Annotated in this window: 22 protein-coding genes; 7 read left to right on the top strand and 15 right to left on the bottom strand. The window is 71.0% G+C overall.

Translation table 11 applies throughout. The features are described 5' to 3' along the window. The first annotated feature begins 21 nt into the window (after window positions 1-21). The 3 genes from DFQ59_RS09770 (at window position 22) to ubiA (ending at window position 2,288) form a co-directional block, all read left to right on the top strand. Window positions 22-615 carry a hypothetical protein gene (locus DFQ59_RS09770; RefSeq protein WP_147275215.1) on the top strand — a complete coding sequence of 198 codons (594 nt, stop codon included), beginning with the start codon at window positions 22-24 and terminating at the stop codon, window positions 613-615. A gap of 128 nt (window positions 616-743) precedes the next feature. After that, window positions 744-1,388 carry a chorismate--pyruvate lyase family protein gene (locus DFQ59_RS09765; protein WP_114279500.1) on the top strand — a complete coding sequence of 215 codons (645 nt, stop codon included), beginning with the start codon at window positions 744-746 and terminating at the stop codon, window positions 1,386-1,388. Between the two features lie 24 nt (window positions 1,389-1,412). Continuing rightward, window positions 1,413-2,288 (top strand): 4-hydroxybenzoate octaprenyltransferase, encoded by an 876-nt coding sequence (gene ubiA / locus DFQ59_RS09760; protein WP_114279499.1) that lies wholly within the window; start codon window positions 1,413-1,415, stop codon window positions 2,286-2,288. A gap of 52 nt (window positions 2,289-2,340) precedes the next feature. Here the strand turns inward: ubiA and aroF are convergent, their stop codons facing one another. Next, entirely contained in the window at window positions 2,341-3,357 is a 1,017-nt protein-coding gene (gene aroF, locus DFQ59_RS09755) for a 3-deoxy-7-phosphoheptulonate synthase (RefSeq protein ID WP_114279498.1), read from the bottom strand. Between the two features lie 197 nt (window positions 3,358-3,554). Here aroF and DFQ59_RS09750 point away from each other — a divergent pair, with 197 nt between their 5' ends. Genes DFQ59_RS09750 through znuB form a run of 3 tightly spaced genes read left to right on the top strand, consistent with a single transcriptional unit; the run spans window position 3,555 to window position 5,615 of the window. Further along, window positions 3,555-4,061 (top strand): Fur family transcriptional regulator, encoded by a 507-nt coding sequence (locus DFQ59_RS09750; protein ID WP_114279497.1) that lies wholly within the window; start codon window positions 3,555-3,557, stop codon window positions 4,059-4,061. Then, window positions 4,058-4,831: a zinc ABC transporter ATP-binding protein ZnuC gene (gene znuC, locus DFQ59_RS09745; protein ID WP_114279496.1), complete on the top strand. Its 774-nt coding sequence runs from the start codon at window positions 4,058-4,060 to the stop codon at window positions 4,829-4,831. Before DFQ59_RS09750 ends, znuC begins: the two co-directional genes overlap by 4 nt. Next, entirely contained in the window at window positions 4,824-5,615 is a 792-nt protein-coding gene (gene znuB / locus DFQ59_RS09740; protein WP_114279495.1) for a zinc ABC transporter permease subunit ZnuB, read from the top strand. Before znuC ends, znuB begins: the two co-directional genes overlap by 8 nt. Before the next feature lie 256 nt (window positions 5,616-5,871). Here znuB and DFQ59_RS09735 read toward each other — a convergent pair whose 3' ends face one another. The 10 genes from DFQ59_RS09735 to DFQ59_RS09690 form a co-directional block, all read right to left on the bottom strand. Continuing rightward, entirely contained in the window at window positions 5,872-6,228 is a 357-nt protein-coding gene (locus DFQ59_RS09735; protein ID WP_114279494.1) for a thioredoxin family protein, read from the bottom strand. A gap of 252 nt (window positions 6,229-6,480) precedes the next feature. Next, on the bottom strand, window positions 6,481-7,980 hold the full coding sequence (locus tag DFQ59_RS09730; protein ID WP_211314860.1) for an FMN-binding glutamate synthase family protein: 1,500 nt from the start codon (window positions 7,978-7,980) through the stop codon (window positions 6,481-6,483). A gap of 258 nt (window positions 7,981-8,238) precedes the next feature. Beyond that, entirely contained in the window at window positions 8,239-8,955 is a 717-nt protein-coding gene (locus tag DFQ59_RS09725; protein ID WP_170142117.1) for a cyclic nucleotide-binding domain-containing protein, read from the bottom strand. Between the two features lie 191 nt (window positions 8,956-9,146). Beyond that, window positions 9,147-9,935 carry a DUF2189 domain-containing protein gene (locus tag DFQ59_RS09720; RefSeq protein ID WP_245937241.1) on the bottom strand — a complete coding sequence of 263 codons (789 nt, stop codon included), beginning with the start codon at window positions 9,933-9,935 and terminating at the stop codon, window positions 9,147-9,149. A gap of 39 nt (window positions 9,936-9,974) precedes the next feature. Further along, window positions 9,975-10,613, bottom strand: a complete 639-nt coding sequence (locus DFQ59_RS19830; RefSeq protein WP_170142116.1) for an SCO family protein — start codon at window positions 10,611-10,613, stop codon at window positions 9,975-9,977. Further along, the gene (locus DFQ59_RS09710) at window positions 10,610-11,629 is read right to left on the bottom strand and encodes a COX15/CtaA family protein (protein ID WP_114279491.1); all 1,020 of its coding nucleotides are present in this window, start codon (window positions 11,627-11,629) and stop codon (window positions 10,610-10,612) included. Before DFQ59_RS09710 ends, DFQ59_RS19830 begins: the two co-directional genes overlap by 4 nt. A gap of 11 nt (window positions 11,630-11,640) precedes the next feature. After that, window positions 11,641-11,871, bottom strand: coding sequence for a DUF2970 domain-containing protein (locus DFQ59_RS09705; RefSeq protein WP_114279490.1), 231 nt, complete (start codon window positions 11,869-11,871; stop codon window positions 11,641-11,643). Then, window positions 11,868-12,797, bottom strand: a complete 930-nt coding sequence (cyoE, locus tag DFQ59_RS09700) for a heme o synthase (RefSeq protein WP_114279489.1) — start codon at window positions 12,795-12,797, stop codon at window positions 11,868-11,870. Before cyoE ends, DFQ59_RS09705 begins: the two co-directional genes overlap by 4 nt. Before the next feature lie 38 nt (window positions 12,798-12,835). After that, window positions 12,836-13,444: a hypothetical protein gene (locus DFQ59_RS09695; RefSeq protein ID WP_114279488.1), complete on the bottom strand. Its 609-nt coding sequence runs from the start codon at window positions 13,442-13,444 to the stop codon at window positions 12,836-12,838. Continuing rightward, window positions 13,428-14,234, bottom strand: coding sequence for an SURF1 family protein (locus tag DFQ59_RS09690; protein WP_114279487.1), 807 nt, complete (start codon window positions 14,232-14,234; stop codon window positions 13,428-13,430). The genes DFQ59_RS09695 and DFQ59_RS09690 overlap by 17 nt, the downstream gene beginning before the upstream one ends. Window positions 14,235-14,300: 66 nt before the next feature. Between DFQ59_RS09690 and DFQ59_RS09685 the strand changes: the two genes are divergently transcribed. Next, entirely contained in the window at window positions 14,301-14,537 is a 237-nt protein-coding gene (locus DFQ59_RS09685; RefSeq protein ID WP_114279486.1) for a twin transmembrane helix small protein, read from the top strand. Between the two features lie 58 nt (window positions 14,538-14,595). On the opposite strand, the gene DFQ59_RS09680 is transcribed toward DFQ59_RS09685, so the two are convergent. The 4 genes from DFQ59_RS09680 to coxB form a co-directional block, all read right to left on the bottom strand. Next, window positions 14,596-15,474: a cytochrome c oxidase subunit 3 gene (locus DFQ59_RS09680; protein ID WP_114279485.1), complete on the bottom strand. Its 879-nt coding sequence runs from the start codon at window positions 15,472-15,474 to the stop codon at window positions 14,596-14,598. Between the two features lie 32 nt (window positions 15,475-15,506). Continuing rightward, window positions 15,507-16,049, bottom strand: coding sequence for a cytochrome c oxidase assembly protein (locus DFQ59_RS09675; RefSeq protein WP_114279484.1), 543 nt, complete (start codon window positions 16,047-16,049; stop codon window positions 15,507-15,509). Between the two features lie 123 nt (window positions 16,050-16,172). Beyond that, complete coding sequence (gene ctaD / locus DFQ59_RS09670) at window positions 16,173-17,753, bottom strand: cytochrome c oxidase subunit I (protein ID WP_114279483.1); 1,581 nt, start codon at window positions 17,751-17,753, stop codon at window positions 16,173-16,175. 44 nt (window positions 17,754-17,797) lie between these two features. Continuing rightward, complete coding sequence (coxB, locus tag DFQ59_RS20645) at window positions 17,798-18,979, bottom strand: cytochrome c oxidase subunit II (RefSeq protein ID WP_114279482.1); 1,182 nt, start codon at window positions 18,977-18,979, stop codon at window positions 17,798-17,800. Window positions 18,980-18,991 lie beyond the last annotated feature (12 nt).

Genomic DNA, 18,991 nt, shown 5'->3' with positions numbered 1-18,991 from the left:
CGCTTCGAGGGATGACCCCGAATGAGAATGCTGTACCCTCTTCTTCTCGCCCTGTCCCTCGCGGCACCCGTTGCGGCGGCCGAACCACTGGTGTCACTGCACTGCACCCTGGTCTCCGTGGCGGGGGAGGGGGAGGGCATCGCGGCCGAGGTCTGGGCCCGGGACGACGCGGTGCGCAGCGAGGTGACCACCGACACCCGCAAGGTGGTCTCCATCCAGCGGGGCAGCGTGCTGTTCACCTGGGCGGTGGGCGAGGCGACCGGCGCGCGGCGCCTGCTGGGCGGCGGCCTGGCCGGCCGGGGGCTCATCCGGCAGATCGCCGAAGTCCGGGAGCGGGGCGAACACGGCGGGACGGCGACGGTGGAGGGGGTCGATTATGATGTCTATATCCTCGATCGCTTCCCGGGCGAGAAATCCCTCGTCTACCTCTCCCGGGAGACCTCCCTGCCCGGCATGTGGGTGAACGTGCAGGAGCAGGGCGGCGAGCGGAGCGAGGTTCGCATGTACTTCCGGGATGCGGCCTCCAGCGACCGTCCCTGCAACGCGGCCAACGTGGAACTGGAGGATGCGCTGTTCCGGATTCCCGCCGGGATCCGGTTCCAGATGGACGAGTAGGGCCGCGGGCTAATCCCGGGGCGGCGCCTTGTCAGTTCCCGGCTCCATCCCGTATCCTCTCCTCCTTCCCGGTACGGCGGCTGTTGCCATCGCCGGTTCGTGTCTCCTGCAGTGATGCGGCGCTTCCCTTGCCCCACGACATCCGACATCTCATCCACGCCCGCGAACCGAACTGGCGGCCGCGCTACCAGTATCCCCGCGACGCCATTCCGGCGCTCATGCGCGGCTGGCTGCTGGACCCCGGCTCCCTGACCCGGCGGCTGCAGTGCGCCTGTCACGGGCGCTTCTCGGTGCGGGTGCTGGCCCAGGGCCGGGGGCGGCCCCACTGGGGGGAGATGCGCGCGCTGGGGCTGCGTGATCGGGGCCGGGCGGTGATCCGCGAGGTGCTGCTCTGCTGCGACGGGGAGCCCTGGGTCTACGCCCGCAGCGTGATCCCCGCCACCACCCTGCGCGGCCGGGAGCGGCGGCTGGACCACCTGGGCAACCGTTCCCTCGGCGCCTGGCTGTTCGCCCAGCCGAGCCTGCGCCGGACCCTGTTCGAGCTGGTGCGCATCCAGCCCGGCGACGGGGGCTACCACGCCGCCACGGGGAGCGATTCGGGCCCGCCCATCTGGGGCCGGCGCTCGGTCTTCTCGGTCCATGGGCGTCCGCTGCTGGTGAGCGAGGTGTTCCTGCCGACATTGCCCACGGGCGGCGAAGCGGGCCGGTTTCGGCTACAATCCGCCCGGAACCGCCGGCGCCTGACGGACCGCCCGGCCCCTGTCCTGCGCTGAGACAGACTGCATTACGTTCCGAACATGACCGGCCTCACCCTCCACAACACCGGCGAACGCCTGACCGAGTACGCCCTGTTGATGCGGCTGCACCGCCCCATCGGCATCCTGCTGCTGGCCTGGCCCATGTACTGGGCGCTCTGGATCGCCGGCGCCGGCGCCCCCGATCTGCGGGTGCTGCTGGTGTTCACGGTGGGGGCGGTGGTGATGCGCTCCGCCGGCTGCGTCATCAACGACTACGCCGACCGCGACTTCGACCCGCACGTCCGGCGCACCACCGCCCGGCCCATCGCCACCGGCAAGGTCTCGCCGGGCGAGGCGCTGTGGGTGTTCGGTGCGTTGGTGGTGCTGGCCTTCGCCCTGGTGCTGCTGCTCAACCCCCTCACCATCGCGCTGGCCTTCGTGGCGGTGGGGCTGGCGGCGGGCTATCCGTTCCTCAAACGCTACACCAGCCTGCCCCAGGTGGGGCTGGGCACGGCGTTCGGCTGGGCCGTCCCCATGGCCTTCGCCGCCCAGACCGGCGCGGTGCCGCCCATCGCCTGGCTCGTGTTCCTGGCGGCGGTCATCTGGGCGGTGGTCTACGACACCATGTACGCCATGGTGGACCGGGAGGACGACCTCAAGATCGGGGTGAAGTCCACCGCCATCCTCTTCGGCCGCGCCGACCGCGCCATCATCGGCCTGCTGCAGGCGCTGATGCTGGTGAACCTGGTGCTGGTGGGGCGGCAGGCGGAGTTGGGGCTGTTCTACTACCTGGGGCTGGCGGTCGCCGCCGGGCTCTCCCTCTACCAGCAGTGGCTCATCCGCGACCGCGACCCGGTGCGCTGCTTCACCGCCTTCCTCAACAACAACTGGTACGGCCTGGCGGTGTTCGCCGGGCTGGTGCTGGATTATTTGTAGTTTTCAGTAGCCAGTAGCCAGTAGCCAGTAGCGGGCTACTGGCTACTGGGAACTATATATCCCTTCCTATGGCCCGGGCGATGGCGCCCAGCTCGCCCATGAGGGTCTTGAGCTCGTCGGGGGTGAGGGCCTGGTCGGCGTCGCACCAGGCGTCGCAGGGGGTGGGGTGCATCTCCACCAGCAGGCCGTCGGCGCCGGCGGCCACGGCCGCCTTGGAGAGCGCCGGCACCAGCCAGGCCTTGCCGCCCGCGTGGCTCGGGTCGACGATCACCGGCAGGTGGGTCTCCTTCTTCAGGAAGGGGATGGCGGTGACGTCGAGCATGTTGCGGTAGGCGGTCTCGAAAGTGCGCACGCCGCGCTCGCAGAAGATGATGTTGTGGTTGCCGCCGGCGGCGATGTACTCCGCCGACATCAGCCACTCGGAGATGGTGGAGGCGAAGCCGCGCTTGAGGATGACGGGCACGTTGATGCGCCCCACCTCCTTCAGCAGGTCGAAATTCTGCATGTTGCGGGTGCCGATCTGGATGACCTCCACCCCCAGCTCCAGGAACTTGTCCAGGGTGCGCACGTCCATCAGCTCGGTCACCACCGGCAGCTGCTGGGTGTCGGCGGACTCGCGCAGCAGCTCCAGCCCGCGCTCGCCGTGACCCTGGAAGCTGTAGGGGCTGGTGCGGGGCTTGTAGGCGCCGCCGCGCATCAGCCGGCAGCCGGACTCGCGCACCATGCGGGCGGCGGTGTTCATCTGCTCGCTGGTCTCCACCGAGCAGGGGCCGGCAATCACCTGCACCGTCCGGCCGCCGACGGGGATGCCCTTCACGTCGATGACCGTGTCGTCGGGATGGTGGTCCCGGGCGACGATCTTGTAGGGCTTGAGCACGGGGATGACATCCTCCACCCCCCCCATGGCGCGCAGCTTCTCCTTGTGGATGTGGCGGTCGTCGCCCACCACGCCGATGATGGTGCGCTCCACGCCCACGGAGACATGGCACTCGAGCCCCAGCTCGCGGATCTTGTCGATGACCGCCTGCCGTTCCTGCTCGGCGGCCGAGGTCTTCATGATGATGATCATGGTGGAATCCTGTCTGCTCACCCCTGGCAGCGGGAGCCCGCTGCCGCGAAACGGGAATTCTATCAGGAATCGGGCGCCGGGTTTCATCACGGCAAGCGGGGGATTGGCTTCTCCCGCACCGGAATGCCCGGTGTTCCGCTGCCGTGCCCCGAGGTTGAATGTTACAATGTAACAATCAAGCTTCCCGGAGACGTTCCATGACCGATGACGGCAAGCCCGGCCTCTTCCCGGCGGGGGGGCACGACCACCATGCCTGCGTCGAGGCGGCCCTCGCCTCCGCCGAGCTGCTGTGCCGGGAGCGCGGCCTGCGGCTCACGCCCCTGCGCCGGCGGGTGCTGGAGCTGGTCTGGCGCAGCCACCGGCCGGTGGGCGCCTACGCGGTGCTGGAGGAGCTCCGCCGCGACGGCCGCTCCGCCGCCCCGCCCACGGTCTACCGGGCGCTCGATTTCCTGGTGCAGGAACGGCTGGTGCACCGGCTGCCCTCCCTGAACGCCTATATCGGCTGCAACGAGCCCGGCGCGCCCCACTGCGGCCAGTTCCTCATCTGCCGTCACTGCGGACGGGTGGCGGAGCTGCACGATCACGCCCTGGACCGGCGCATCAGCGCCTCCGCCGCCGATACCCGCTTCCGGGTGGAGCAGGCGCTGGTGGAGGTGCAGGGGCTCTGTCCCCGCTGCCAGGCGGCGGAGGGGGAGGGCGAATGAGCACCCCCCTGCTGGAGGCGCGGGAGGTGGTGCTCGGCTTCGCCGGCCGGCGCGTGCTCGACCGGGTGGCGCTGGTGGTGAACGAGGGGGAGATCGTCACCCTCATCGGTCCCAACGGCGCCGGCAAGTCCACCCTGGTGCGGGTGCTGCTGGGGCTCATCACGCCCGATGCCGGCCGCGTCACCCGCCGGCCCGGGCTGCGGGTGGGCTACATGCCCCAGCGTCTGGCGGTGGACCCGGTGCTGCCGCTCACGGTGCGCCGCTTCCTGCGCCTGGCGGGGCGCGGCATCGACGCCGCCGCCCTGACCACGGCGCTGCGCGAGGTGGGGGCGGAGCACGTGATCGACACTCCGCTGCAGTCGGTCTCCGGGGGCGAGCTGCAGCGGGTGATGCTGGCCCGGGCGCTGCTGCGCAAACCGCAGCTGCTGGTGCTGGACGAGCCGGTGCAGGGGGTGGACGTGACCGGCCAGGCGGAGCTCTACCGGCTCATCGGCGAGCTGCGTGCGCGGCGGGGCTGCGGGGTACTGATGGTCTCCCATGACCTGCACCTGGTGATGGCGGCCACTGACCACGTGGTCTGCCTGAACACCCACGTCTGCTGCTCCGGCCACCCGGAGTCGGTCACCCGGCACCCCGAGTACCTGCGCCTGTTCGGGCCCCGGGAGGCGGCGGCGCTGGCGGTCTACACCCATCACCATGACCACGTCCACGACGTGGACGGACACGTGCACACGGTGGCGTGCCGGGACCGGGAGAGCGGCCATGGATGAGTTCCTGCTGCGGGCGCTGCTGGCGGGACTGGGCGTGGCGCTGGTGGCCGGCCCGCTGGGCGCCTTCGTCGTGTGGCGGCGCATGGCCTACTTCGGCGACACCCTGGCCCACTCGGCCCTGCTGGGGGTGGCGCTCGCCTACCTGCTCTCCATCGACCTCAACCTCGGGGTGCTGATCGCCTGCGTCGCGGTGGCCCTGGTCCTGCTGGCGCTGCAGCGCCAGCAGCGCCTGGCCAGCGACACCCTGCTCGGCATCCTCGCCCACACCGCCCTGTCGCTGGGGCTGGTGACGCTCGCCTTCCTGGAAACCCTGCGGGTGGACCTGATGGGATTCCTGTTCGGGGACATCCTGGCGGTGGGCTGGCGGGACGTGGCCCTCATCTGGGCCGGCGGGCTGGTGGTGCTGGGGGCGCTGGCGCTGCTGTGGCGGCCGCTGCTGGCCATCACCGTGCACGAGGAGCTGGCGCAGGTGGAGGGCGTGCCGGTGGTCCGCGTGCGCCTGGCCCTCACCCTGCTGCTGGCGGTGGTGGTGGCGCTGGCCATGAAGGTGGTAGGCATCCTGCTCATCACTTCGCTGCTCATCATCCCCGCCGCCGCCGCCCGGCGCTTCTCCCGCACGCCCGAGGCCATGGCCGCGCTCGCCGCGCTGGCCGGCGGCCTCGCCGTCACCGGCGGCCTGGCCGGCTCCCTGCGCTTCGACACCCCCGCCGGCCCCTCCGTGGTGGTGGCCGCCGCCCTCCTCTTCGCCCTCACCGGGCTCGTGCCGCGGGCCGGGCGCGGGTGACGATCAGGATCGAATAGACAGGATTTACAGGATTAACAGGATTGGGAAAGCTCAGGGTTTCCCATTGGCCGTCATGATTCCGGGTTTTTATTGCTTGGCTGTGGCCTCTTGGCACGAATAGGAGGGCGGCCTGGCCGGCGGCATTGCGCACCGGGCAATCCGCGCACACCTTCGGATGAGCGAGGCTTCCCTCGAATCCTGTTTATCCTGTCAATCCTGTCTATTCCAGGCTTCTCTGAATTTCGTCCGATCGATATCAAAGATGCTCGTCGAGGAACTCCCGCACCCAGTGCACGGGGCGGGCGCTGGCGAAGCGGGCCACCTCCTCGCCGTCCCGGAACAGCAGCACGGTCGGGAAGCCGCGCAGGCGGTAGTGGCCTGCCAGGCGCATGTTCTCGCCCTCGTCCACCTCCACCTTGGCCAGCCGGAAGCGGCCGTCGTACTCCGCCGCCAGCTTCTCCAGCACCGGGGTCAGGGCGGTGCAGGGCCCGCACCAGTCGGCCCAGAAGTCCACCAGCACCGGAGTCTGGCGGGAGGCCTCCAGGACGTTCGCCTTGAAGTCGTGCTCGTTGGCCGTGTAGATGTGGGGGCAGGGTGCGTTGGGATGATGCATGGCTTCACTCCTGGAGGCTCTGAAAGTACCTCCGGGAGAGAATCAGCACACTAGGAGCCTGTCGGACTTGAGGCTGATCTACTGCGCCGGCGGGACAGCGGCCCATCTGTCCCTGCTCTCCCACTCGGCTCGCTACGATCGCTCAAGTCCGCCAGGCTCCCGGGGTCTCCGTCCGTCGGGGGCCGGCGGATCATACGCAACGATTGGCGGTCGAGGCAAAGCCCCGGCGCCCGGCGGCGCGGCGCGGGAGGTTCAGACGCCGGCCGGCCCGCCGACCCGGGGGTAGGGGTAGAGTTCATCCAGGGGGATGCTGCGGCCGGGGCTCTGCACCACGCGCACGTTGTCGCGCCGGAACTGGCGGGCATGGAGCAGGCCGCAGGCGTGGGCCAGTTCGTTGATGCCCCCGTTGACCGCCCGGGCGTAGTTCGCCACCCGGATGGCCTTCTCCTCCACCACCAGCCCCTTCTGCAGCCGCGGCGAGTGGCTGGTGACGCCGGTGGGGCAGGTGCCCAGGTGGCAGCGCATGGCCTGGATGCAGCCCAGGGCGAACATGAAGCCCCGGCCCGTCACCGCGAAGTCGGCCCCCACCGAGAGCGCCCAGGCCACCCGCGCCGTATCCACCAGCTTGCCCGAGGCGATGACCCGGATGCGCTCCCGCAGGCCGGCCTGGTGCAGGGCGTCCACCAGCATGGGCAGGGACTCGTTGAGGGGGAGCCCCATGTGGTCCATCAGCACCTGGGGCGCGGCCCCGGTCCCGGCGTCGCCGCCGTCGAGGGTGATGAAGTCGGGCGCATGGATCTCCCCGCGGCGCAGAATCGCCTCGCAGAGACCGAGGATGGCCGTGTCGCAGCCCAGCACCATCTTGATGCCCACCGGGCGCCCGGTGGCGTCCCGGATCCTGGCGATCATGTCCAGGAGGGTGTCGTCGTCGGTGATTTCCGGGTGGCGGTTGGGGCTGCAGCAGCTCTGCCCCACGGGGATGCCGCGCACCGCCGCCACTTCCGGGGTCACCTTCACCCCCGGCAGCACGCCGCCCCGGCCCGGCTTGGCGCCCTGGGCCAGCTTCAGCTCGAAGGCCTTCACGTGCTGCGCCACCTCGCGCAGGCGCCGGGGGTCCAGGCGTCCGTCGGCATCATGGACCCCGAACTTGGCGGTGCCGATCTGGAATATGAGGTCGCTGCCCCCCTCCCGGTGGTGGGGGGTCAGCCCGCCCTCTCCCGTATTCAGCCACACCTCCGCCGCGTGGGCGCCACGGGAGAGCGCCCGCACCGCCGGCGCGGAGAGCGCCCCGTAGCTCATGCCGGCGATGTTGAAGATGCTGCGGGCGGTGAACGGCTGTGCGGCGTCGGGGCCGATGACCAGCGACGGCGCCGGGATCCGTTCCTCCTCGAGGACGGGGTAGGGGGCGTTGCAGAAGAGCAGGGCGCCGGGTTTCTGGACATCGTAGGTGGAACCGAAGCCGATGGTGCCGCCCAGGTTCTTCGACATGCGGTAGACCCAGCCGCGGGTCGCGCGGTCGAAGGGCAGCTCTTCCCGCTCCAGGGTGAAGAAATACTGGCGCAGCGCCTCCCCGAGCCGCTCGAGCAGGTAGCGCAGGCGACCCACCACCGGATAGTTGCGGCGGATGGTGTGTTCGGTCTGGCGCACGTCCTGCAGGAACAGGATCAGGAACAGCGCCGCCCCGATGAGGCCCAGCGCCAGCAGGAACAGGAACAGGGCGCTGATCATGCACAGCAGGTTGCCGAAATCCATTGCTGCCGCCTCCCTCGATACCGGCTGTACGGGCGATCCCGGGCGGGGATTCCCTGCTCCCAAGTATCGGCCGTCTGCTGGCGGGTGTCAGGTGCCGGGCGGTAGTCCGCGCCTGCCGCACCATTCAGCCCGGCGGGGTGGGAAGGTCGGAACGCGGACCATGTCGTCGTGGCCATGGGGGGGATTGCGCCTTGGTGCGGATGGCGCTCATCTCAGCCGCGGCGCCGCTGCGGCGGCCCGTGCCCCGGCTTGCCGTTGCTATTGCGCTTCGTCCGCGGGGTGGAGGATGTCGATGAGGTTGTCCGGCTGGCAGAGGGCGCGGAGGGCGGCCGGATCGGTGAGGGTGACGCTGCCGCCATGGACCGTGGCGCCGTGGCTGCGCAGGGCGTTGAAGGCGCGGGAAAGGGTTTCGGGCGTCATGCCGAGATGGGAGGCGAGCAGCTTCTTGTCGACGGGCAGGCGTACCTCGGTGCCGGCGGCGGCATCGCCGAACTCGGTCACGAGGTAGCACCCGAGCCGCTGCACGGCGCTGCGCAGCTTCAGGTTCTTGATGTTGCGGACCATGTCCCGGTACTGCTTGGACAGGGTGGCGAGCAGCGTCAGGGCTAGCTGGGGATCCTCCGCCAGCTGCTGGCGCAGCTCCGTGGCGGGAATGAGCAGCACCCGGGTCGGCTCCAGGGTGCGCGCGGTCATCAGGTAGGGTTCATTGCTGAGCACGGCGGCGAGAATGAAGCAGTCCACGGGCCGTACCACTTCCACCACCGTTTCGCGGCCGTCGCTCGCCCCGCCCAGGAGCTGGACGCCCCCCTCCAGCAGCACGTGGAGAAACTCCGGCTCCTCGCCCTGCCCGAACAGATCGGCCGCACGGGGAAGGTTGAGGGTGACGGCGTTGCGGGTCAGCCGCGCAAGGCCGCTTTCCGGGAGGCTCTGGAACAGCTCCAGACGGCGGAGTGCCGTGATGCGCGCTGAACTCATGACCGCTGACCTGCCGGGTTGACGGGTGGATGCAGGAGGACTATCCCACAATCGGGCGGCAGGGGCCACAGTTGCCCGGGAACCCGGGCATGCATCAGCGGGGATGATGGCTAATAACTGATTTATATCGCTATTCTTCGTGATCGTTGCCATCCCGGACCCGGGGCATAGCCCGGGTCCGGGGGCCTGGATCAGTGCTCCGGCTCCACCAGGTCGCGGTAGGCGTGCCAGGAGGCATGGCCCACCAGGGGCATGGTCACCAGCAGGCCGAGGTAGAAGGTGGCCAGGCCGGCGCCCACGAACAGGACGATGAGCACCGCCCACAGCAGCATGGGCAGCAGGTTCACCCGTACCGCGTGCAGGCTGGTCTGGATGGCGGTCATCACATCCACCCGGCGGTCCATCAGCATCGGGACCGAGACCGCGCTCATGGCGAAGACGAAGAAGGCGATGACCGCGCCGCCGCCGATGCCGGCGAGCAGGAACAGGGGGCTGTTGCCGGAGAGGAACACCTCGGGGATGAAGTTCTCCCAGGTGGGCACGATGCCGCTGAAGAACAGCGCGAAGATGAGGTTGGCGAGCATCATCCACACCAGCAGCATGATCATCAGCGCCAGACCCATGGCGGTGAGGTGGATGTGGTTGCCGCGCCAGGCCTCGGCCAGCTGGCCGAAACGGGCGGGCACGCCCAGCTCGTGGCTGCGGCTCGCGGCATAGAGCCCGATGCCGAGCAGGGGGGCCACCAGGAAGAAACCTGCCGACAGCGCCGGCACCAGGAAGAACATCTCGCCGGTAACGAGCGCGTAGGTGATGAGGTAGCTCACCACCACGAACACGGCGCCGTAGCCCAGGCTCAGCCCCGGATTGGCGCGCAGGTCGGACCAGCCGGCGGCGAGCCAGCGCCAGGGATGATCGTAGGTGATCTCGCGCACGGCCGGCAGGGCGTGGGCGATGTCTTTCTGGGTCATCACTTGGGGCATGTCACACCTCCTTGCCGTTCGGGGCGGCATCGGTTGCGTTCAGTGGTGTTTGACCAGGGACTGGTAGTGCCGTTCCAGCAGCCGGATGTCCTCCGCCATGGCCGCGGGCTCCAGGGGAGGGGTGAACAGCGCACGAAGCCGTCCGTCGGGATCCACCAGCAGCACCGCCGCGCTGTGATCCATCACGTACCCCAGGGCGCTGCCTGGCAGCGGCACCCGGGCGTAGGGAATGCCCAGCTGGCCGGCCAGCCCGGCGATGGCCGCAGGGTTGCCGGTGACGCCGAGGAAGCCGGGATTGAAGGCGGTCACGAACTCGCCCAGGCGTGCGGGGGTGTCCCGCTCCGGGTCCACCGACACGAACGTCACCCGGGGCGCAGGCGCGGGCAGCGCGCGGCTGATGCCGTCGAGCAGGGCCAGGGTGGTGGGGCAGACGTCGGGGCAGCTGGCGTAGCCGAAGGTGAGCAGGGTCCAGCGGCCGTGCAGGTCGGCGGCGGTGAAGGGGGTGCCGTCGGGCCGGGCGAGGGTGAAGGGGGCGATGGGCCGCGGCGGGTCGATGGCCGTGGCGGTCCGGGTGGCGGGCGGATCCACGGCGGCCGGCGCCTGCGCCAGGCCCAGCCACAGCCCCGCCGCCAGGGCGGCGAAGGCGGGCACGAGCAGCAGCCGGACGGGGCCGTTCACCGGGTCGCTCCCAGCAGTCGCGCCGGGCTCCGCTGCGGCCGGCTGACGGGCAGCGGCCGCAGCAGGCGGACGGCGCTGAGCAGGGTGCAGGCCAGCAGCGCGGCGCCGCCGGTGTGGGCCACGGCCACCGGCAGGGGCAGTCCACCCAGGACGTTGGCGATCCCCAGCGCCACCTGCAGCGCCAGCATGCCGCCCAGCGCGATGCCGACGCGGCGCAGGGCGGGGATGCCGGTGGCGGCCAGCCGCAGGACCAGGCCGCCCACCGCCAGCACTACCGCCAGCGCGCCCAGCCGGTGGGCCAGGTGGATGGCGGTGCGGGCCGCGGCGTCGAGGACGCCGTACTCGTAGTTCACCCCGGTGCCGCGCCAGAGCACGAAAGCCTCGCGGAAGTCGGTCGGCGGCCACCACGCCCCGCTGTGGCAGCGGGGGAATTCGGTGCAGCCGAGCGCCGCGTAGTTGCTGCTGGTCCAGCCGCCCAGGGCGATCTGGACCAGCACCAGCCCCAGGGCCAGCAGGGCCCAGGTCCGCAGCCCCCGGGCGCCGGAGAGCAGGGCCGGCGCCGGCTCCTGGCGCAGTGCCAGCCACCAGAGCCCGGCGCAGGTGAGGATCCCCCCCAGCAGGTGGGCGGTGACCACCGCCGGCTTCACCAGCAGGGTCACGGTCCACATCCCCAGCAGGGCCTGGATCAGCACCAGCCCCACCAGGCCCAGGACCGGGCCGCGCACCGGTGCGCGCCGGCGCCAGGCGGTGAAGGCCAGCCCCATGACGGCCAGCCCCAGGGAGCCGGCCAGGTAGCGGTGCACCATCTCCTTCCAGGCCTTCGGGTGCTCCAGGGGGCGGTCGGGGAAGGCGGCGTTGGCGGCCGCGGTGGCCGCGTCGCCCGCCGGGACGGTCAGCCGGCCGTAGCAGCCGGGCCAGTCGGGGCAGCCCAGCCCGGCGTCGGAGAGGCGGACAAAGGCGCCCAGCAGGATGACGGCCAGGGCCAGCAGGGCGGTGAGGAGGGTGGCGCGGCGCATGGTCGTCCCCCTCAGCCGGTGGTCCCGGCCAAGTGCAGCACCAGCTGCACCACGCCGAACACCGCCAGGACGAACAGCAGGGTCAGGACCAGCCCTGCCACCACGAAGGGCAGCGGCCGGCCGTGGCGGAAGTCCCGTTCGCGGTTGCGCTGGCTCTGCACCCCGAGCAGCGCGGCCACCGCGCTGGAGAGCACCTGCCAGGGGCCCAGGCCGGGCCCGCGGTGCGGCGCCGGCGCGTTCATCCACTCCCTCCGCGGAGCCACGCCAGCAGGTAGTGATCTGCCAGCAGGGCGCCGAACAGCACGCTGAGGTAGAGGATGGAGTAGCGGAACACCGCCATGGCCTGGCGCGGGTCGCTGCCGCGGTGCAGCCGCCAGGCCAACTGCAGGTAGCGCGCTCCGAGCCCCACGGCCACGGCCAGGTAAAGGGGGCCGCTCATGCCGGTGAGGTAGGGCAGTCCGGTCACCATCACCAGCAGCAGGGTGTAGAACAGCACCTGCAGGGTGGTGAAGGCCACCCCGTGGGTCACCGGCAGCATGGGCACGTCGGCGCGGGCGTAGTCCTCTCGCCGGGCGATGGCCAGGGGCCAGAAGTGGGGCGGGGTCCAGACGAAGATGATCAGGAATAGCAGCAGGGCGTTGGGGTCCAGGCTACCGGTCACGGCGGTCCAGCCGAGCACCGGCGGCGCGGCCCCGGCGGCGCCGCCGATGACGATGTTCTGGGGCGTGGCGCGCTTGAGGAAGACCGTGTAGACCACCGCGTAGCCGATGAGGGAGCCGCCGGTGAGCAGGGCGGTCAGGGGATTCACCAGGGTGCTCAGCAGGGTCATGGCCAGCGCCCCGAGCAGGGTGGCGAAGGTGAGCGCCCGGGGCGCGTCCAGCGCCCCGGTCTGCAGCGGCCGGTGGCGGGTGCGCGCCATCCGCCCGTCGATCCGGCGGTCGAGCACGTGGTTGAAGGCGGCGGCGGAGGCGGCGGCCAGCCCGATGCCCAGGGTGCCGAACACCAGGGTGTCCATGGGCACCGCCCCGGGCACCGAGAGCAGCATGCCCACCACGGCGGTGAAGACGATGAGCGTCACCACCCGCAGCTTGCACAGCCCCAGGTAGTCGCGCCAGGTGGCCGCGAGGGCGATGCCGCGGGGCGGCGGTGTGGCGAAGGCCTTGGCCATGGGCACTCTCCTCCGTGTCTTGACGTGGGCGCCGGCGCTCAGCCGATGCGCGAGACCTTGAGCAGCCGCTCCAGGTCCTTGAGCAGTCCCCGCGGCGCCACCGGCGGGGCGTAGTCGAGCACCAGGTTGCCCAGGGGGTCGATGAGCAGCAGCCGGGGGCCGCCGGGCGCGCGGGCGTCGTCGCCGGTCGCCAGGGCGTCACGCAGCCGCGCGGCGAGCCCGGCGTCGGCCCGGGCCAGGAGCGTGCCGTCGTCCCGCAGCAGCGCGTCCCGGGTGGCGGGCGCCAGGGCCCCGGTGGTGACCAGCAGCCGCTGCACCCGCGCCTGGTCCTTGTTCAGGGCCAGCCACACCTGGCGGCTGGCGGCGAGGGTCTCGCGGCACTCCGGCGGGCAGTCCGCCCCGGCGAGCAGGGCCAGGGTCCAGCGCCCCCGCAGCAGCGGGGCGGCGGGGTTGTCCGCGGCGCCGGGGCCCGCGGCCAGCAGGGGCCGGGCCGGCTGCAGCAGCCGGCCGTGGTTGACGGTCTCCGCGGGCTGCCACGCCGGCCCCAGGGCGAGGCTCAGCCAGGCGGCGGCCAGCGGTGCGACGAACAGGGCGCCGAGGCCGAGCAGCAGCAGGCGCGGACGGCGGGCGTCAGCCGTGGCGGACATGGCCGGGGGTCTCCGTGTCGGTGGGTTCGGGGCGCGCCGGGGCGGGCGCGCGCACCAGCGAGTAGCGCAGCCACAGCAGCGCCAGGGTGGCGGCCAGGGCGAACCACTGCACCGCGTAGCCGAGGTGGCGCTCCGGGCCGAAGGGCAGCGCCGGGGGCTCGCGCAGGTAGCCGTCGGGCGCCCCCGGGTCGAGCCGGATCACGTACGGCAGCAGCCGCACGCCGAGCTCCGGCGCCAGCCGTGTCGGGTCCAGGTACTGCACCAGGCGCGGCCAGCGGCCCGGGTTCGCCATGCCGTCGCCCAGGCGCAGCCCCACGTCGGGCGGCGGGGTGAGCAGGCCCCGGACCAGGCGATCGTCGGTCGCCAGCGCCAGCGCCAGCGCCGGGAGCTGGTCGCGGGTGGCGCCCATGGGCAGCCAGCCGCGGTCCACCAGCACCGCGCTGTGGCCGTTGCCCAGCCGCAGGGGCGTGAAGACCCGGAACCCGGGGCGTCCGTCGTGGATCTGGTTGTCCAGCAGCAGCTGCCGCTCCGGGGCGTAGCGGCCGTAGGCCGCAACCCGCCGGTAGGCGAGCTCCCGCACGGCCTCGGCGTCGGTGCCGGGCAGGATCTGCACCGGCGGCGCGTCGCCGGCCGCGTTCAGCGCCGCGGCCAGGGCGCGCTTCTGCGCCGCCCGGTCGAGCTGCCAGGCGCCGAGGCCCAGCAGCAGCGGCAGCAGCAGGAGCACCGCCAGGCTCGGCAGCAGCCGGGGGCGCAGGCGCAGGGGGGCGTGGCCGGCCCGTGACAGGCTCATGGCGCTCTCCTATGGTTGCAGCAGGGGGCCGCCTTCCCGACCGCCCCGGACGCGAGGAGATCACCGATGCTGTTCAAGGCCGTGCTGCTGCTCCTGCTGGCGGGGATTCTCCTCAGCCTCGCCTCCGGGCTGTTCTTCCTGGTGCGCGATCGCGACGACTCCCGGCGCACGGTGCGGGCGCTCACCGTGCGCATCGTGCTCTCGCTGGCGCTGTTCGTGCTGCTGCTGGCGGGCTTCGCCGGCGGGCTCATCACCCCCCACGGCCTGCTCCCGCAGCCGCCCACGGCCGCCGGCGGCCGGTAGTCCGGCAGCTGCGCCGGGGGCTCGTGGCGGGGAGCGGCGAGGTGGGGCATGGCGCGGCTCACAGCCAGTAGACGGTGATGAACAGGCCCAGCCACACCACGTCCACGAAGTGCCAGTACCAGGAGGCGGCCTCGAAGGCGAAGTGGTGGGTGGGGCTGAAGTGGCCGCGCAGGCTGCGCAGCAGCATCACCAGGAGCATGATGGCGCCGATGGTCACGTGGGCGCCGTGGAAGCCGGTGAGCATGAAGAAGGTGGAGCCGTAGATGCCCGAGCTCAGCTTCAGGTTGAGCTCGTGGTAGGCGTGGCCGTACTCGAAGGCCTGCAGGGCCAGGAACAGTACCCCGAGCGCGACGGTCAGCGCCAGGCCGAGGGTGAGCTGGCGGCGCCGGCCCTGCTTCAGCCCCCAGTGGGCCCAGGTGATGGTGGCGCCGCTGGAGAGGAGGATCAGGGTGTTGAGGGCGGGGATGCCCCAGGCTCCGATCACCTGCTCGGGCACGTCGTAGCGGCTGGCGTCCGGCGGCTGCAGCAGTGGCCACAGGGCCTGGAAGTCGGGCCACAGGACGGAGTGGGTGGCGGCCTTGGCGCCGGCCCCGCCGAGCCACGGCACGGCGAACTCGCGGGCATAGAACAGCGCCCCGAAGAAGGCGGCGAAGAACATCACCTCGGAGAAGATGAACCAGCCCATGCCCATGCGGAAGGAGCGGTCCACCTGGGCGTTGTAGCGGCCGCCCTCGCTTTCGCGGATCACCGTGCCGAACCAGCCGGCCATCATCCCCAGGGTGATGACCACCCCCGCCACCATCAGCGTGCCGCCGAGGTCCGCGCCGTTGAGCAGCACGGCGAATCCCACCAGCAGGGTGGTCAGGCCCACCGAGCCGACGATGGGCCAGTGGCTGCCGTGGGGCACGTAGTAGGCCGGTCCAGCGTGCGTGTTCATGGCTCTCTCCTATCAACCTCGGGCGCCGTCGGTCAGTTGGCGCGGGTCTCCCCCAGTTCGAACAGGGTGTAGGCCAGGCTCACGGTGCCCACCTCCGGCGGCAGCGCCGGGTCGATGGTGAACACCAGGGGCATTTCCCGTGCCTCGCCGGCGGCGAAGTCCTGGCGGTGGAAGCAGAAGCACTCGGTCTTGTGGAAATGCTGCGCGGCCAGGCCGGGCGCCACGCTCGGCACCGCCTGCACCGTCACCGCCCGCCCGGTGGGGTTGGCCGCCAGGTAGTGGGTCACGTAGGACTGGCCGGGGTGGACCCGCAGCCGGGCCACCGCGGGGCGGAAGGTCCAGGGCTCGCCGCCGTTGACGGTGGCCAGGAACTCCACCGTCACGAGGCGATCGGGGTCCACCGCGTAGGTCTCCGTCGCCGCGGCCCGGCCGCCAGTCTTGCCGTTCAGCCCGGTCACCTCGCAGAACACGTCGTAGAGGGGCACCAGGGCGTAGCCGAAGCCGAACATGGCCACCGCCACCGCGAGGATGCGCAGGGTGAGGCGGCGGTTGGCGCGCTCGCGGTCCCCGCTCATGGCAGGTTCACCAGGATGAATCCCACCAGGAAGCCGACGGCCACCAGCCCCAGCAGCCAGGCCAGGCGCAGGTTGGCGCGGCGCAGGCGGCGGGGGTCGCGATGGGAGTCCATGGCCGTCACCTCAGCGCACCTCCGGGGCTTCGGTGAAGCTGTGGTAGGGCGGCGGCGAGGGCAGGGTCCACTCCAGGCCGTGGGCCTCCTCCCACACCTCGGCGCCGGCGCGGGCGCCGCCGCGGATGGTCTTCACCACGATGTAGAGGAACAGCAGCTGGCTCGCGCCGAAGGCGAACCCGCCGAGGCTGGAGATCATGTTCCAGTCGGCGAACTGCACCGCGTAGTCGGGGATGCGCCGGGGCATGCCGGCCAGGCCGAGGAAGTGCTGGGGGAAGAACAGCACGTTCACCGACACCGCCGAGAGCCAGAAGTGGATCCGGCCCAGGCGCTCGTCGTAGCGGTGACCGGTCCACTTGGGCAGCCAGAAGTAGGCGGCGGCCATGATGGCGAAGATCGCGCCGGTCACCAGCACGTAGTGGAAATGGGCCACCACGAAGTAGGTGTCGTGGTACTGGAAGTCCACGGGGGTGATGGCCAGCATCAGCCCCGAGAAGCCGCCGATGGTGAACAGGAACACGAAGGCGATGGCGAACAGCATCGGGGTCTCGAAGGTCATGGACCCGCGCCACATGGTGGCCACCCAGTTGAACACCTTCACTCCGGTGGGCACGGCGATGAGCATGGTGGTGTACATGAAGAACAGCTCGCCGGCCAGCGGCATGCCCACGGTGAACATGTGGTGGGCCCAGACGATGAAGGAGAGGAAGGCGATGCTGGCGGTGGCGTAGACCATGGAGCTGTAGCCGAACAGCGGCTTGCGGGCGAAGGTGGGGATGATCTGGGAGACGATGCCGAAGGCCGGCAGGATCATGATGTACACCTCGGGATGCCCGAAGAACCAGAAGATGTGCTGGTACATCACCGGGTCGCCGCCGCCGGCGGCGTTGAAGAAGGCGGTGCCGAAGTAGCGGTCGGTCAGCAGCATGGTCACCGCGCCGGCCAGCACTGGCATGGCGGCGATGAGCAGGAAGGCGGTGATGAGCCAGGTCCAGACGAACAGCGGCATCTTCATCAGGGTCATGCCGGGGGCGCGCATGTTGAGCACGGTGACGATGACGTTGATGGCGCCCATCACCGAGGAGATGCCCATCAGGTGCACGGCGAAGATCACGAACGGCAGCGCCTCGCCGGTCTGCAGCATCAGCGGCGGGTACATGGTCCAGCCGCCGGCCGGGCCGCCGCCGGTGAGGAACAGGGTGGAGAGCAGCATGGCGAAGGCGAAGGGCAGCAGCCAGAAGCTCCAGTTGTTCATCCGCGGCAGGGCCATGTCGGGGGCGCCGATCATCATCGGGATCTGCCAGTTGGCCAGCCCGACGAAGGCGGGCATCACCGCGCCGAAGATCATCACCAGGGCGTGCATGGTGGTCATCTGGTTGAAGAACTGCGGTTCCACGAACTGCAGGCCGGGCTGGAACAGCTCGGCGCGGATCACCATGGCCATGGCACCGCCGACGAAGAACATGGTCAGCGCGAACAGCAGGTAGAGGGTGCCGATGTCCTTGTGGTTGGTGGTGGTGACCCAGCGCATCAGGCCCCGGGCCGGGCCGTGCTCCGTGTGCTCCCCGTGGGCTGCGGTGGTGGTGGTCATGGGCTCGCTCCTCTCCTCGCTTCGTCGGGTCTGCCGGTGGCGGTTCAACGGGCCGCCTTCACCGCCGCGGGCTGCACCAGCTCGCCCGAGTCGTTGCCGAAACTGTTGCGCTCGTAGGTGATCACCGCCGCCAGGTCGGCGTCGTCCAGCTGATCGCGGAAGGCCTGCATGGCGCTGCCCTCGATGCCGTTGAGGACGATGTCGATGTGCTGCTCCAGGGGGCCGAGGACGATGTTGCCGTCCGCGTCCAGGAAGCCCCTCTCGCGCAGGTGGGCGAGCAGGTTCTCGCCGGCGGCGAAGGGGTGGCCGGCGGCCAGGGGCGGGAAGGCGCCGGGCACGCCCTGGCCGTTGGCCTGGTGGCAGACGGCGCAGGTCTTGGCGTAGACCGCCTCGCCCCGCTGCATCAGCTCCTCCAGGGTCCAGGTCTTCTCCGCCGCCGCGGCGCGGGTGGCCTTGGCGCTCTTCTGCTGCGCCAGCCAGGCCTCGTACTCCGGCTCGCTCTTGGCCACCAGCACCACCGGCATGAAGCCGTGGTCCTTGCCGCACAGCTCGGCGCACTGGCCGCGGTAGACCCCGGGCACGTCCACCTGGGCCCAGGACTCGTTGATGAAGCCGGGAATGGCGTCGCGCTTCCAGCCCAGGTCGGGCACCCACCAGGAGTGGATCACGTCGTTGGCGGTGGTGAGGAAGCGCACCTTGCGGCCCACCGGCACCACCACCGGGTTGTCCACCTCCAGCAGGTAGTCGGCGGTGCGCAGGGAGGCGTCGCGGAAGGCCTCGGTGGGCGTGGCCAGGGTGCTGAAGAAGCTCACGTCCTCGCCCAGGTAGTCGTAGTGCCACTTCCACTGGTAGCCGGTCACCTTGATGGTGAGGTCCGCGTCGCGGGTGTCCTCCATGGCGATGAGGGTGCGGGTGGCGGGAATGGCCATGGAGACCAGGATCAGCACCGGGATGAGGGTCCAGAGGATCTCCACGGAGGTGTTCTCGTGGAAGCGCGCCGCCTCGACCCCGCGGGACTTGCGGTGGCGGATGATGGAGTAGACCATCGCCCCGAACACCACCGCGCCGATGGCCACGCAGATCCAGAGGATCAGCATGTGCAGGTCGTAGACCTCCCGGCTGATGGGGGTGACCCCGGGGCGCAGGTTGAGGGCGTAGTCCGCCAGTGCGCCGGCGGGCGCGATCAGTCCCGTCGCCGCGGCGAGAGCGGCGGTGCGTCTTACCATCCTATCCACGTG

The sequence above is a fragment of the Thioalbus denitrificans genome, assembly GCF_003337735.1.
GTDB lineage: Bacteria > Pseudomonadota > Gammaproteobacteria > DSM-26407 > DSM-26407 > Thioalbus > Thioalbus denitrificans.
This window is presented reverse-complemented; position numbering and strand designations above follow the sequence as displayed.